11 protein-coding genes are annotated in these 13,387 nt (G+C 65.9%); 5 read left to right on the plus strand and 6 right to left on the minus strand.

All coding sequences use genetic code 11. From position 1 onward, the window contains the following. The first annotated feature begins 108 nt into the window (after positions 1-108). The 4 genes from O5M90_RS10290 to purH all read left to right on the plus strand — a co-directional run bounded on the left by O5M90_RS10290 (position 109) and on the right by purH (position 3,851). On the plus strand, positions 109-888 hold the full coding sequence (locus O5M90_RS10290) for a substrate-binding periplasmic protein (protein WP_269838645.1): 780 nt from the start codon (positions 109-111) through the stop codon (positions 886-888). A gap of 84 nt (positions 889-972) precedes the next feature. Then, positions 973-2,019, plus strand: coding sequence for a tRNA dihydrouridine synthase DusB (gene dusB / locus O5M90_RS10295; RefSeq protein ID WP_269838644.1), 1,047 nt, complete (start codon positions 973-975; stop codon positions 2,017-2,019). After that, the gene (locus O5M90_RS10300; RefSeq protein ID WP_137941139.1) at positions 2,016-2,249 is read left to right on the plus strand and encodes a Fis family transcriptional regulator; all 234 of its coding nucleotides are present in this window, start codon (positions 2,016-2,018) and stop codon (positions 2,247-2,249) included. The genes dusB and O5M90_RS10300 overlap by 4 nt, the downstream gene beginning before the upstream one ends. A gap of 21 nt (positions 2,250-2,270) precedes the next feature. After that, positions 2,271-3,851 carry a bifunctional phosphoribosylaminoimidazolecarboxamide formyltransferase/IMP cyclohydrolase gene (gene purH, locus O5M90_RS10305; RefSeq protein ID WP_269838643.1) on the plus strand — a complete coding sequence of 527 codons (1,581 nt, stop codon included), beginning with the start codon at positions 2,271-2,273 and terminating at the stop codon, positions 3,849-3,851. A 39-nt stretch (positions 3,852-3,890) separates the two neighbouring features. Here purH and O5M90_RS10310 read toward each other — a convergent pair whose 3' ends face one another. After that, complete coding sequence (locus O5M90_RS10310) at positions 3,891-4,361, minus strand: Lrp/AsnC family transcriptional regulator (RefSeq protein WP_137941140.1); 471 nt, start codon at positions 4,359-4,361, stop codon at positions 3,891-3,893. Positions 4,362-4,494: 133 nt separating this feature from the next. Here O5M90_RS10310 and O5M90_RS10315 point away from each other — a divergent pair, with 133 nt between their 5' ends. Then, entirely contained in the window at positions 4,495-8,070 is a 3,576-nt protein-coding gene (locus O5M90_RS10315; RefSeq protein ID WP_269838642.1) for an indolepyruvate ferredoxin oxidoreductase family protein, read from the plus strand. 6 nt (positions 8,071-8,076) lie between these two features. Here O5M90_RS10315 and O5M90_RS10320 read toward each other — a convergent pair whose 3' ends face one another. From O5M90_RS10320 to gsiB, 5 genes are all read right to left on the minus strand, one after another. Next, the gene (locus O5M90_RS10320; RefSeq protein WP_269838641.1) at positions 8,077-8,895 is read right to left on the minus strand and encodes a M55 family metallopeptidase; all 819 of its coding nucleotides are present in this window, start codon (positions 8,893-8,895) and stop codon (positions 8,077-8,079) included. After that, positions 8,892-9,911: a DmpA family aminopeptidase gene (locus tag O5M90_RS10325; RefSeq protein ID WP_269838640.1), complete on the minus strand. Its 1,020-nt coding sequence runs from the start codon at positions 9,909-9,911 to the stop codon at positions 8,892-8,894. The genes O5M90_RS10320 and O5M90_RS10325 overlap by 4 nt, the downstream gene beginning before the upstream one ends. 1 nt (position 9,912) lies before the next feature. Then, the gene (gsiD, locus tag O5M90_RS10330; protein WP_269838639.1) at positions 9,913-10,833 is read right to left on the minus strand and encodes a glutathione ABC transporter permease GsiD; all 921 of its coding nucleotides are present in this window, start codon (positions 10,831-10,833) and stop codon (positions 9,913-9,915) included. Then, positions 10,799-11,719: a glutathione ABC transporter permease GsiC gene (gene gsiC / locus O5M90_RS10335; protein ID WP_137941145.1), complete on the minus strand. Its 921-nt coding sequence runs from the start codon at positions 11,717-11,719 to the stop codon at positions 10,799-10,801. Before gsiC ends, gsiD begins: the two co-directional genes overlap by 35 nt. An 80-nt stretch (positions 11,720-11,799) precedes the next feature. After that, positions 11,800-13,335, minus strand: coding sequence for a glutathione ABC transporter substrate-binding protein GsiB (gene gsiB / locus O5M90_RS10340; protein WP_269838893.1), 1,536 nt, complete (start codon positions 13,333-13,335; stop codon positions 11,800-11,802). Between the last annotated feature and the right edge of the window lie 52 nt (positions 13,336-13,387).

Below are 13,387 nucleotides of genomic sequence, written 5' to 3' on the forward strand. Positions count from 1 at the left end.
CCCGCCCGCCGATGCGGGCAGCGCAGCGGATCATGTTGTCGAGGATCGATGAAGGCCAAGTTCTCCACCCTGCCGCGTGCATTCGATACCCGCCACCGGCGGATGTCGATGCTGCTGCTTGCCCTTGTGACGGCCTTGTTCAGCCCGCGCGAGGTCAATGCTAACGAGACCTGCAAGCAGCTGCTGGCCTCCGGGAATCCGCAATACCCGCCCTATCTCTGGCGCGACCCGGAGGATGAGTCGCGCCTGATCGGCGCCAACACCGAGCTGATGCAGATGCTGGGCAAGGAGTTGGGCCTGCCCATCGAGGTGCGCTATATCGGCCCCTGGGGCCGGGTGCAGGAAGAGTCGCGGGCCGGGCGCATAGATCTGATCGCCGGCGCTTTCTTCACGCTGCCGCGCACCGAGTACATGGACTATTTCTACCCGGCCTTCCGCGAGACCCGCTCGGTGGTCTGGACCCGCGAGGCCAGCCGGCTGAACTATCGGCGCTGGAGCGATCTGGCCGCGCTGCAGGGCGTGACCGTGATTAACAACAGCTTCGGCGAGGAGTTCGACCGCTATGCCAAGGAGAGCCTGAAGATCAGCCAGGTGGCCAGCCTGGAGCAGGCCATCCAGATGCTGCAGCGCTCGCGGGCCGACTACCTGGTATACGAGGACGCCCCGGCCGCCGCCTATCTGGCCAAGATGAACATCGCCGACATGAAGGCGCTGACGCCGGCGGTGGCCAACGAGAACCTCTACCTTACCCTGTCGCATCGCTCTGCCTGCAATAGCGGCGAGATGCGCGGGCGGATTGCGCGCGCGATGTACAAGCTAGCCCGCCAGGGTGTGATGAATGCCCTGGTCGAGAAGAATATCCAGCTCTGGCGGCGCCAGAATCAGTAGTGCTGGTCGCGCTGGCCGGTCATGGCACGGGCGGCGGAGGTATACTTCTGCCTCTTTTTTGAGCAGAACCCTCCCTCATCTTTTATGCACATCGGCCCTTACGCCTTGCCGAACAAGCTGTTCGTCGCGCCGATGGCAGGCGTCACCGACCGGCCGTTTCGCCAGCTCTGCCGCCGCCTGGGCGCGGGCTATGCGGTCAGCGAGATGGTGACCTCGCGCAAGGATTTGTGGAACAGCCTGAAGACCTCGCGCCGCGCCAATCATGAGGGCGAGGCCGCGCCGATCGCGGTGCAGATCGCCGGCACCGATGCGGCGATGATGGCCGAGGCCACGGCCTACAACATCGATCGCGGCGCCCAGATCATCGACATCAATATGGGCTGCCCGGCCAAGAAGGTCTGCAACAAATGGGCCGGCTCGGCGCTGATGCAGGACGAGGCGCTGGCGCTCCAGATCATCAGCGCGGTGGTGGCCGCTGCGGCGCCGCAGGGCGTGCCGGTGACCTTGAAGATGCGCACCGGCTGGTGCGCCAGCGAGCGCAATGCCTTGAGCATCGCCCGCGCCGCCGAGAGCGCCGGCGTCGCGATGGTGACCGTGCACGGCCGCACCCGCGAGCAGGGCTACAAGGGCCTGGCCGAGTACGACACGATTGCCGCCGTCAAGGCCGCCCTGCGCATCCCGGTGGTCGCCAACGGCGATATCGACTCGCCGCAAAAGGCCAAGCAGGTGCTGGCCTACACCGGTGCCGACGCGCTGATGATCGGCCGCGCGGCCCAGGGCCGGCCCTGGATCTTCCGCGAGATCGCCCACTACCTGGCCACTGGCGAGGAGCTGCCGGCGCCCGAGGTACTGCAGGCCCGCGACTGGCTGCTGGAGCATCTGCAGGACCACTACAGTCTTTACGGCGAGCTGACCGGCATGCGCACCGCGCGCAAGCACATCGGTTGGGCCCTGCGCGGCCTGCCCGGCGGCGAAGCGTTCCGCCAAGAAATGAATCTCCTGGAGAGCTGCGAAGCCCAGGTCAGCGCCCTTGGCGACTGGCTTGGCGAGCTCGCCACCCGCTATGACAGGCTGCCCGTGCTCGCCATCGAGGCTGCCAACGACGAACAAGAACTGAGGCTGCAGGCATGACCCCGAAACCGATTGACGCCTGCGTGCGCGAGAACCTGGAAGTCTATTTCCGCGATCTGGATGGCGAGACCCCGCACTCGATGTACGAGATGCTGATCGGCCTGGTCGAGAAGCCACTGCTGGACGTCGTGATGAAACAGGCCGATGGCAACCAGAGCAAGGCCGCCGAATGGCTGGGCATCAACCGCAACACGCTGCGCCGCAAGCTGACCGAGCACAAGCTCCTCTAATTTCCCCTCCCGAGCCTCACCATGACCCATCTGACCGCCCTGATCTCGGTGTCCGACAAGACCGGCATCCTGGAATTCGCCCAAGCGCTGCATGCCTTGAACGTCAAGCTGCTGTCCACCGGCGGCACCGCCAAACTGCTGGCCGATGCGGGCCTGCCCGTCACCGAGGTGGCCGAGCACACTGGCTTCCCCGAGATGCTGGACGGCCGGGTCAAGACCCTGCACCCGAAGATCCACGGCGGTTTGCTGGCGCGCCGCGACCTGCCCGAGCATGTCGCCGCGATTCAAGCGCACGGCATTGACACCATCGACATCCTGGCCGTCAATCTCTACCCGTTTGAGGCCACGGTCGCCAAGCCCGGCTGCACGCTGGAAGACGCGATCGAGAACATCGACATCGGCGGCCCGGCCATGGTGCGCAGCGCAGCCAAGAACTGGAAGGACGTCACGGTGCTGACCGACGCCTCGCAGTATGCGGGCGTGCTGGCCGAACTCAAGGCCGAGGGCAAGACCAGCGACAAGACCCGCTTTGCCTGCTCGGTTGCCGCCTTCAACCGCATTGCCCAGTACGACGCCGCGATCAGCAACTACCTGAGCGCGATCAAGGAAGACGGCAGCCACCATGCCTTCCCCGGCCAGATGAACAGCAGCTTCATCAAGGTGCAGGATCTGCGCTACGGCGAGAACTCGCACCAGAGCGCCGCGCTCTACCGCGACCTTTATCCTGCACCCGGCTCGCTGGTGACGGGCAAGCAGCTGCAGGGCAAGGAGCTCTCGTACAACAATATCGCCGACGCCGACGCGGCCTGGGAGTGCGTGAAGAGCTTCGAGCTGCCCGCTTGCGTGATCGTCAAGCATGCCAACCCCTGCGGCGTGGCCGTCGCGGCCACGGCCGCCGAGGCCTATGCCAAGGCTTTCAAGACCGACCCGACCAGCGCCTTCGGCGGCATCATTGCCTTCAATCAGGTGGTCGATAAGGCGGCGGCCGAACTGGTCGTCAAGCAGTTCGTCGAGGTGCTGATGGCGCCCGGCTTCACCGAGGAAGCGCTGGCGATCTTTGCGCCCAAGGCCAATGTGCGCCTGCTGCAGATCGCGCTGCCCACCGGTGGCACCACGCCCTGGAGCCAAGGCCGCAACGCGATGGACAGCAAGCGGGTCGGCTCCGGCATCCTGATCCAGAGCGCCGACAACCATTTCCTGAAGAAGGCCGACCTGAAGGTCGTCACGACCCTGCAGCCGACGGCCCAACAGCTCGATGACCTGATGTTCGCCTGGACCGTGGGCCAGTACGTCAAGAGCAATGCCATCGTGTTCTGCGCCGGCGGCATGACCCTGGGCGTTGGTGCCGGCCAGATGAGCCGCATCGACAGCGCCCGCATCGCAGCGATCAAGGCCGAGAACGCCGGCCTGTCGCTGAAGGGCTCGGTGGTCGCCAGCGACGCCTTCTTCCCCTTCCGCGATGGCCTCGATGTGCTGGCCGATGCCGGCGCCTCCTGCGTGATCCAGCCGGGCGGCAGCATGCGCGACGAGGAAGTGATCGCCGCCGCCAATGAGCGCGGCGTTGCGATGGTGTTCACGGGCGTGCGCCACTTCCGGCACTGACTGATGTCCACCCCCAAGCGCTGCGCGCTTCGGGGGTAGTCAATCCACCGGCAGCGCCGTCTCGTACTTGACCTCGCGCAGCACCACATTGCTGCGCACGCTGGCCACACCTGGCACCTTGAAGATCTGCGACTGCAGGAACTGGTCGTAGGCCTTCATGTCCGGCACCACGACCTTGATCACATAGTCGGCCTCGCCGGTGATGCCGTGGCATTCGATGATCTCGCGGCTGGCACGCACCAGGCGCTCGAAGTTCTCGACCGCGCCCTCGCTGTGCCGCACCAGGCTGACATTGGCCAGCACGCAGATATTGAGCCCGAGCTTCTCGCGGTCCACCAGGGCCACATGGCGGCGTATCACGCCGCTGTCCTCCAGCTCCTTGACCCGCCGCCACACCGGCGTGGCCGACAAGCCCACCTTCTCCGCCAGTTGCTGGGTGCTCTGCCGGCCATCGGCCTGCAGCGCCTCGAGAATCTGCTTTGTCGCTCGATCGAAACGTTCAATTTCCATTTCAGCCACCTTTGAGTTGAATTCTCTCATTGGCCGGCTTGACAGTAGCAAAGAGAGGAACAAACACTTGGGCCGCTGACCAAGAATCTCCCCCCAAGCCTCAAAGTACCAGAGCCGCCAGGAGACAGAGACCATGCCCAGCACCGACCTCATTGCGCCATCACCGGCGCTGCGCGACTACAAGCTCTCCGACAATCTCGGCGCCAAGAGCGGCCAGGTCTTCATGACCGGCACCCAGGCCCTGGTGCGGCTGCTGCTGGCGCAGAAAGCGCTGGACGAGCGTGCCGGGCTGAAGACGGCCGGCTTCGTCTCAGGCTACCGCGGCAGCCCGCTGGGCATGGTGGACCAGCAGCTCTGGAAGGCCAAGAAATTTCTTGATGCCGCGCAGGTCAACTTCCTGCCCGCGATCAACGAAGACCTGGCCGCCACCGCCTGCCTCGGCGTGCAGCGCGTCGCGCTGGACCCCAAGCGCACGGTCGATGGCGTGTTCGCGATGTGGTACGGCAAGGGGCCAGGTGTCGATCGCTCCGGCGACGCGCTCAAGCATGGCAATGTCTACGGCAGCTCCAGCCAGGGCGGTGTGCTGGTGGTCTGCGGCGACGACCATGGCTGCGTCTCGTCCAGCACCCCGCACCAGAGCGATCTGGCCCTGCAGGCCTGGAGCATGCCGCTGGTGCATCCGGCCAATGTGGCCGAGTACCTGGAGTTCGGCCTCTACGGTTGGGCGCTCTCCCGCTTCTCCGGCGCCTGGGTCGGCTTCAAGGCCATCTCCGAGGTGGTCGAGTCCGGCATGACCGTCGATCTGGACAGCGTGCCGCTGGACTTCGAGCTGCCCGTCGATCACCAGCCGGCGACGAACCTGCACATCCGTAGCGTCGACCTGCCCTCGCTGGAGCTGGAGTCGCGCCTGGAGCACAAGCTGGCCGCAGTGCGCGCCTTCAGCAAGCTGAACTCCATCGACAAGCACATCGTCTCCAGCCCCAGCGCGACACTGGGCATCGTCACGGTGGGCAAGGCCCACTACGACTTCATGGAGGTGCTGCGCCGGCTGGATCTGGACCCGAATGCGCTGGCCGCGGCCGGCGTGCGGGTCTACAAGGTGGGCCTGGTCTACCCGCTGGAGACCACGCGCATGGCCGAGTTCGCCCAGGGGCTGACCGACATGCTGGTGATCGAGGAAAAGGCCCCGGTGGTCGAGCGCCAGATCAAGGAGCTGCTCTACCACCTGCCCGATGCGCAGCGCCCCCATGTGATCGGCAAGACCGACGAGCATGGCGCGGCCGTGCTCTCCAGCCTCGGCGAGCTGCGGCCCTCGCGCATCATGTCCACCGTCGCCGAATGGCTGGCGCGGCTGAACCCGGCGCTGGACCGCCGCCATCTGGTGGTCGATTTCCTGACCCCCTGCCTGCTCAGCAATGCGGCCGACGGCGTGCGGCGCCAGCCTTATTTCTGCTCCGGCTGCCCGCACAACACCAGCACCAAACTGCCAGAAGGCTCCCGGGCTCTCGCCGGCATCGGCTGCCACTTCATGGCCAGCTGGATGGAGCGCGGCACCTCGGGCCTGATACAGATGGGCGCCGAGGGCGTCGACTGGGCGGCAGCCTCGCGCTTCACCAGCGAGAAGCATGTGTTCCAGAACCTCGGCGACGGCACCTACTACCACTCCGGCTATCTGGCGATCCGCCAGGCCATCGCCGCCAAGACCAATATCACCTACAAGATCCTCTACAACGATGCGGTCGCGATGACCGGCGGCCAGCCGGTCGACGGCCAGACCAGCGTGCCGCAGATCGCGCGCCAGGTCGAGGCCGAGGGCGTCAAGCGCCTAGTCGTCGTCTCCGACGAGATCGGCAAATACGAGGGTCATCACGGGCTGTTCCCGGCAGGCACCAGCTTCTTCGATCGCAGCGAGCTGGACAAGGTCCAGCGCGAGCTTCGAGACATAGAGGGCGTCACGGTGCTGATCTACGACCAAACCTGTGCCGCCGAGAAGCGCCGCCGCCGCAAGAAGAAGGAATTCCCCGATCCGCCGAAGCGCATCTTCATCAACGAGCAGGTCTGCGAGGGCTGCGGCGACTGCGGCCAGGCCTCGAACTGCCTGTCGGTCGTGCCGGTCGAGACCGACTTCGGCCGCAAGCGCGCGATCGAGCAATCGAGCTGCAACAAGGACTTTTCCTGCGTCAACGGCTTTTGCCCCAGCTTTGTCTCGGTGCATGGCGCGCAGCTGAAGAAGAAGGTCGGCGCTGGATACACGGCGCAAGACCTGGCCCGCGAGATCGCCGCCATCGGCACGCCCGCCGCCTGGGACTGGACCGGGCCCTTCGACCTGCTGGTCACCGGCGTCGGCGGCACCGGCGTCGTCACGGTCGGGGCGCTGGTCAGCATGGCGGCCCATCTGGAAGGCAAGCAGGCCTCGGTGCTGGACTTCATGGGTTTCGCGCAAAAGGGCGGCTCGGTGCTGAGCTTCGTGCGCCTGGCGCCGACCCAGGATCTGCTGAACCAGGTTCGCATCGACACCCAGCAGGCCGATGTGCTCTTGGCCTGCGATATGGTGGTCGGCGCCAGCCCCGACGCGCTGGGCACCGTCAAGCCGGGCCGCACCGTGATCCTGGCCAACACGCACGAGCTGCCGACCGCGGCCTTTGTGCGCAACCCCGATGCGAATCTGCAGGGCGAGTCCTTGCTGGCCAAGATGCGCCATGCCGTCAATGACGACGCGCTCTTGTCCACCATCGACGCCCAGGCCATCGCGCAGCAGCTGATGGGCGACACCATGCCCAGCAACATCATCATGCTGGGCGCCTGCTACCAGCGCGGCCTGATCCCGCTCAGCGAAGCGGCGCTGATGCGCGCGATCGAGCTGAACGGTGTCGCGGTCGAAGGCAACAAGACCGCCTTCGCGCTGGGCCGTCTGGCCATCGCCGCGCCGGACGCAATCAAGCGCCTGGGCGGCGAGCGCGCCCAGCCGGTGCAGCTGCTGCTGGGCCAGGACAAGCTCGATGGCCCCGAAGGCCTGATCGCACGCCGCGTCGCCCATCTGACGGCCTACCAGGACGCCGCCTATGCGCAGCGCTATCTGGCCCTGGTCGACAAGGTCCGCGCGGCCGAAGCCCTGCTGGGTGACGCCGGCAAGGCCGAGCGTTTAACCAAGGCCGTCGCCCGCTACTACGCCAAGCTGCTGGCCATCAAGGACGAGTGGGAGGTGGCCCGCCTCTACACCGACGGCAGGTTCGAGGCCAGCATGCGCGCGCAGTTCGACAACTGGGAGCGTCTGTCCTTCCATATGGCGCCGCCGCTGCTGTCAAAACCTGGCCCCGACGGAAGGGCCAAGAAGGTCGAGCTGGGCTCGTGGACCTTCAAGGCCTTGAAGGTGATGGCCAAGCTCAAGGGCCTGCGCGGCACGCCGCTGGATGTTTTCGGCAAGACCGAGGAACGCCGCCTGGAACGCCAGCTGATCAGCGACTATGAGGCCTTGATCGATGAGCTGTTGGCCAAGCTCAGTGCCGACAAGCTGGAGCTGGCCGTCAAGCTGGCCCGGCTGCCGGAATCCATCCGCGGCTACGGCCATGTCAAGCTGGCCAATATCGTGACGGTGCGGGCCCAGCAGAAGGAGCTGCTGGACCGCTTCCACGGCCGGGTCACTGCGGCTCCGGTGCAGATCGTCTCGAACAAGCCGGTGGAACGGGTGAAGGGCGTGGCGGAGCTGTGACCTCGCTCAGCGCAGCATGCTCGACATCGCCGACAGGCTGTTGAGCATGCGCACCGCAGCTTCCACCGTCGGGGCCTCGAAGACCAGTTCGTCGCCGGCCAGGCGGCGCAGCGTCGGCCATTGGCAGAACAGATCGGCCAGCGCCGCGCTCTGGGTCTGCAGGCGCACTGTGACGGGGCCGCTGATCACGAAGGGCTTGGCTCGGGGCTGCGCCAGCGCGCTCTTGACGCCCTCGCGTATCGCCGCGCAGGCCGCGCTGGGCGACAGGCTGACACCCGTGCTGAAGCCGTGGGCACGCTTGGTCTGCACGAAGACCGTGTCGGGGAATAGCGCGCGGTGCTCGGCGACGAAGACATCATCGCCGCTGGCCATCGCGACCGGCACGCCGTACTCGCCGGCCAGCGCGCCGTAGATGCCCATCTCACCAAGCTCTTGCTCGTTGAAGAACACGCGGGCAAAGGCGAAGCTGTTGATCGTGTGGGCCAGCACGCCCGGGCCTTGCGCGCGGCCGTGATAGCCGATCATGCAGACCCCCGTGATGCCCGCCTCCTCGACCCCGGCCACCATGCTCAGATAGCGGGGCTTGCCCAGCACCGCCTGCGCGCGCGCATCGAGCAGATCGGGCAGCAGGTTGCGGAAACCGCCGTGCGAATCATTGACCAGCACCTCGGTAGCACCCGCCTCGAAAGCGCCGGCGATAGCCGCATTGGCCTCGTCCGTCATCAGGCGGCGGGCGCGCTCGTACTCGGTATTGCCGGCGCGGGTCTGCTCGGGATGGAAGACGCCGGCGACGCCCTCGATGTCGGTGGAGATCAGGATTTTCATGGGCGTGTCTTCAGCAGATCGGACAGGGCCGCGCGGTGATGACCGGCGCGGCCGGTGACGGCCTCGGCGCGAAACAGCGCATGCAGGATGGCTTGCTCGGTGCTGTCAGCCGCCGCCTGGAACAGCTCGTCCAGGCGCGCATCGTGCAACAGGGCCACGGCGGGCATGGGCCGCAGCGGGTCTTGCGGCAGGGTGTAGGCGGTCGAGAAGGCCAGCGCGATATCGCCGCTGCCATGGCCGAACACCGAACCGCTGCGGGCCAGGCCGGCGCCGGCGCGCAGCGCCAGACGGCGGAGCTGGCGCGCATCCAGCGGCGCATCGGTGGCCAGCAGCATGATGATGGAGCCCTTCTCGGGGCCGCTATCAGCCTGAGTCTGGGCACGGGCCTGCAAGTCGCCAAGGACTTGGCCGGCCACGGTCAGTTGCTCGGGCCGACCGTAGTTGGCCAGCACCAGCGCGCCGACCCGGTACTTGCCGCAGCAGCGCGAGGCACTGCCGATGCCGCCCTTCAGGCCGAAGCTGGACATGCCGCGCCCGGCACCGACGGCACCCTGCTCGAAGCGCGCATCGGCTGCCGCCAGTGCCTGTAGATAGTGTTGCTCGCTGATGGCCAGGCACTGGATGTCGTTCAGATAGCCGTCGTTGCACTCGAACACCAGCGGGTTGACGGTGGGCAGGCAGCGGCCGGTTTCGGGATTGGCGGCGATGCAGGCGCGGATCTGCGCCTGCGCCACCGCCGCGACCGAGAAGGTATTGGTCAGCGCGATTGGCGTCTCCAGCACACCGAGCTCCTCGAGCTGGACCAAGCCTATGCTCTTGCCGAAGCCGTTGATCACCGCTGCCGCAGCAGGCACGCGATCGCGGAAGGGGTCACTCTGATGCGGTCGCACGACGGTGACGCCGGTCTGCAGATCACCGTCCGCCAGCGTGCAATGGCCGACCGTGACGCCGGCCACATCGCTGATCGCGTCCAGCGGGCCGGACGGCAGGCTGCCGATGCGGGGCGCTTGCTTCATATCACTTGCGGTCGATCTTCGGGTCGAGTGCGTCACGCAGGCCGTCGCCCAGCAGATTGAAGGCCAGCACGGTCAGGAAGATCGCCAGGCTGGGGAAGAGCGCGACGTGCGGCGCGTTGACCATGTCGGCGCGCGCCTCGTTGAGCATCGCGCCCCATTCCGGCGTCGGCGGTTGCGCGCCCATGCCGAGAAAGGACAGGCTGGCGGCGGTGATGATGGAGGTGCCCAAGCGCATCGTGAAGTACACGACGATGGACGAGATCGTGCCCGGCAGGATGTGGCGCACGATGATAGTCCAGTCGTTGGCGCCAATGCTACGTACCGCCTCGACATAAGTCATCTGCTTGAGCACCAGCGTGTTGCCGCGCACCAGGCGGGCAAAGGCCGGCACGCTGAACACTGAGACCGCGACGACAACGTTGATCATGCTGCTGCCCAGGATCGCGACCACGCCCAGCGCCAGCAGGATGCCGGGGAAGGCAAACAGCACGTCCGAGATGCGCATCACGATGCGGTCCCACCAGCCCTCGTAATAGCCGGCGAGCAGGCCCAGGGCCGTGCCGATCAGGCCGCCGATCGCGACTGACAGAAAGCCGGTGGCCAGCGAGATGCGCGCGCCCAGCAGGATGCGGCTGAAGATGTCGCGGCCCAGCGGGTCGACGCCCAGCCAGTGCACGGCCGACGGGCCTTCGTTGAGCCGGTCGTAGTCGAAGAAGTTCTCGGCGTCGTAGGGCGCGATCCAGGGTGCGAACAGCGCCACCAGGATCAAGAGCGCGACGAAGACCAGCGCGGCCATCGCTACATGCTGCTTGCGGAACTTGCGCCAGAACTCGGTCCAGGGCGTGCGCACGCCTTCGGCGCTGGGGATGGAGGTCGTGGTGCTCATATCACTTGTAGCGGATGGTCGGATTGATATAGCCATAGAGCAAATCCACGATCAGATTGATCAGGATGAATTCCAGAGAGAACAGCAGCACCAGGGTTTGAATCACCGGGTAGTCGCGCTGCGTCACCGAGTCGACCAGCAGACGGCCCAGGCCCGGCCAGTTGAAGACGGCCTCGACGACGATGGAGCCGCCCAGCAGAAAACCGAACTGCAGGCCCATCATCGTGACCACCGGGATCAGCGCGTTGCGCAGGCAATGCTTGGCGATGACCTTGCGCTCGTTCAGGCCCTTGGCCCGCGCGGTGCGTACAAAGTCTTCCTGGATCACCTCGACGAAGGAGGCGCGGGTGAAGCGGGCCATCACCGCCGCCACTGCCGCGCCCAGGGTCAGCGAGGGCAGGATGTAGTGCTTCCAGCTGTCGGCGCCCACCGTCGGCAGCCAGCCCAGCTGGACCGAGAAGATCTGCATCAAGAGCATGCCCAGGGCGAAGGCCGGGAAGGAGATGCCCGAGACCGCGATGGTCATGCCCAGCCGGTCCGGCCACTGATTGCGATAGACGGCCGAGACGATGCCTATGGTCATGCCGAAGATGACGGCCCAGGCCATGCTACTGACGGTCAGCAACAGCGTGGGCATGAAGCGCTCGGCGATCTCGGTGGCGACCGGGCGGCGCGTGCGCATCGAGGTGCCGAACTCGCCGGTCAGCATATGGCCGAAGTAGCTGACGAACTGCTCGTGCAGCGGCTTGTCCAGGCCCAGCTCCTGGCGCACCAGGGCCACGGTCTGCTCGTCGGCATCCTGGCCGGCCGCCAGCCGCGCCGGGTCGCCGGGCAGCATGTGCACGAACAGGAAGACCAGCACCGCGACGATCAGCAAGGTGGGGATCAGCCCCAGCAGCCGTTTGAGAAAATAGTTCAGCATGATGGCAAAGGCCAGTCAGAGAGAAGGCCCGCGCCGCCTCGGACGAGGGGCGCGGGCGGGCACGACCATTACTCGGAGATTTACTCGGAGACCGCGATCTCGGTCGAGTTGATGTTGCCGTCAGGCATCACGAAGATGCCGGACAGGCGCTTGGCCGTCGCGTACAGGTTCTTCTCGGTGACCAGGGGCGCCCACGGCGCGTCCTTCACCAGCTGTTCCTGGGCCGTGCGGTAGAGCTGCGCCTTCTCGCCATCGTCCACCGACTTCAGCGCCTTGGCGATCGCATCGTCCACCACTGGGCTGCTGTAGTAGGAGGCGTTATTCAGCTTCGGCGGCCAGGCTTCGGTAGACAGCAGCGGACGCAGCGCCCAGTCGGCCTCGCCGGTCGACGAGGACCAGCCGGCGTAATACATGCGCACCTTGGCGGTCTTCGGGTCCGGCGCGTTCTGCACCCACTCGACGCGCTGGCCGGGCTCCAGCGCCTGGACCTGCACCTTGATGCCGACCTGGGCCAGCTGCTGCTGCAGGAACTGGATGGTCTTCTGCGCGGTGGTGGTCGTGTAGGCGCTCCAGATCACCGACTCGAAACCGTTCGGATAGCCGGCTTCCTTCAGCAGTTCGCGGGCCTTCTTCGGGTCATAGGGCCAGGGGGCCATCTTGTGGGCGTACAGCACGCCATTGGGCACATAGCCCTCGGCCGGCACCGCATAGCCGTTGAACGCGACCTTGGCCAGCGCTTCCTTGTTGATCGCGTAGTTGATAGCCTGGCGAACCTTCAGATTGTCGAAGGGCTTTTGCAGCATATTGAAGCTGAGGTAGCGCGTGATGATGGACGGCGCTGTCGTCACCTTCAGCTTGGCGTTCTTCTCCAGCGCGGCGGCCTGCTCGTAGGGCAGCGGCGAGGCGAAGTCGGCCTCGCCGGTCTGCAGCATCGCGGCGCGGGTGTTGTTCTCCAGCACCGGCTTCCAGGTGATGCTGTCCACCTTCGGATAGCCCTTGTTCCAGTAGCCGTCGAACTTCTTGCCCTTGACGAAGTCGGTCTGCTTCCACTCGACGAAGACAAATGGACCGGTACCGACCGGGTTGAAGGCAATGTCCTTGTTGCCGTACTTCTTCAGCGCGGTGGGCGAGATCATCGCGGCCGAAGCATGGGCCAGCGAGTTGATGAAGGGGCCGAAGGGCTCCTTCAGGGTGATGCGCACGGCGAGCGGGCTGGTGGCCTCGACCTTGTCAATGCGGTTGAACTGGTTGAAACGGGCCAGCTTGTTCTCAGGGTTCATCACCCGGTCCAAGGTGATCTTGACTGCCTCGGCATTGAAGTCGGTGCCGTCGTGGAACTTGACGCCGGGGCGCAGCTTAAATTCATAGACCAGACCGTCCTTGGAGACGGTGTGGCTCAGCGCCAGCACATTGCGCACCTTCAGGTCCTTGTCGAACTCGAACAGGCCCTGGTAGAAGGACTTGGTGACCGCCGTGGTCAGCGTGGTGTTGGTCTGGTAGGGATCCAGGGTCTCGGGCTGGCCGCCGATGGCCAGCACCACATCCTTGGCGGCCAGGGCCGAGGCGCCGGCGCTCAACAGGCCGGCGGCGAGGAAGCAGCGGCCGAGCGCGCTCATACGGGAGATATTCGTCATCAAGGCAAGACTCCTGTGGGGTAGAGGGGAAGGA

The sequence above is a fragment of the Paucibacter sp. M5-1 genome, assembly GCF_027498415.2.
Classification (GTDB): domain Bacteria; phylum Pseudomonadota; class Gammaproteobacteria; order Burkholderiales; family Burkholderiaceae_C; genus Roseateles_E.

Coding starts and splice junctions, on each gene's coding strand:
- O5M90_RS10290 (WP_269838645.1), top strand. CDS start 109: ATGCTGCTGCTTGCCCTTGTGACGGCCTTGTTCAGCCCGCGCGAGGTC.
- dusB (WP_269838644.1), top strand. CDS start 973: ATGCACATCGGCCCTTACGCCTTGCCGAACAAGCTGTTCGTCGCGCCG.
- O5M90_RS10300 (WP_137941139.1), top strand. CDS start 2,016: ATGACCCCGAAACCGATTGACGCCTGCGTGCGCGAGAACCTGGAAGTC.
- purH (WP_269838643.1), top strand. CDS start 2,271: ATGACCCATCTGACCGCCCTGATCTCGGTGTCCGACAAGACCGGCATC.
- O5M90_RS10310 (WP_137941140.1), bottom strand. CDS start 4,361: ATGGAAATTGAACGTTTCGATCGAGCGACAAAGCAGATTCTCGAGGCG.
- O5M90_RS10315 (WP_269838642.1), top strand. CDS start 4,495: ATGCCCAGCACCGACCTCATTGCGCCATCACCGGCGCTGCGCGACTAC.
- O5M90_RS10320 (WP_269838641.1), bottom strand. CDS start 8,895: ATGAAAATCCTGATCTCCACCGACATCGAGGGCGTCGCCGGCGTCTTC.
- O5M90_RS10325 (WP_269838640.1), bottom strand. CDS start 9,911: ATGAAGCAAGCGCCCCGCATCGGCAGCCTGCCGTCCGGCCCGCTGGAC.
- gsiD (WP_269838639.1), bottom strand. CDS start 10,833: ATGGCTATATCAATCCGACCATCCGCTACAAGTGATATGAGCACCACG.
- gsiC (WP_137941145.1), bottom strand. CDS start 11,719: ATGCTGAACTATTTTCTCAAACGGCTGCTGGGGCTGATCCCCACCTTG.
- gsiB (WP_269838893.1), bottom strand. CDS start 13,335: ATGAGCGCGCTCGGCCGCTGCTTCCTCGCCGCCGGCCTGTTGAGCGCC.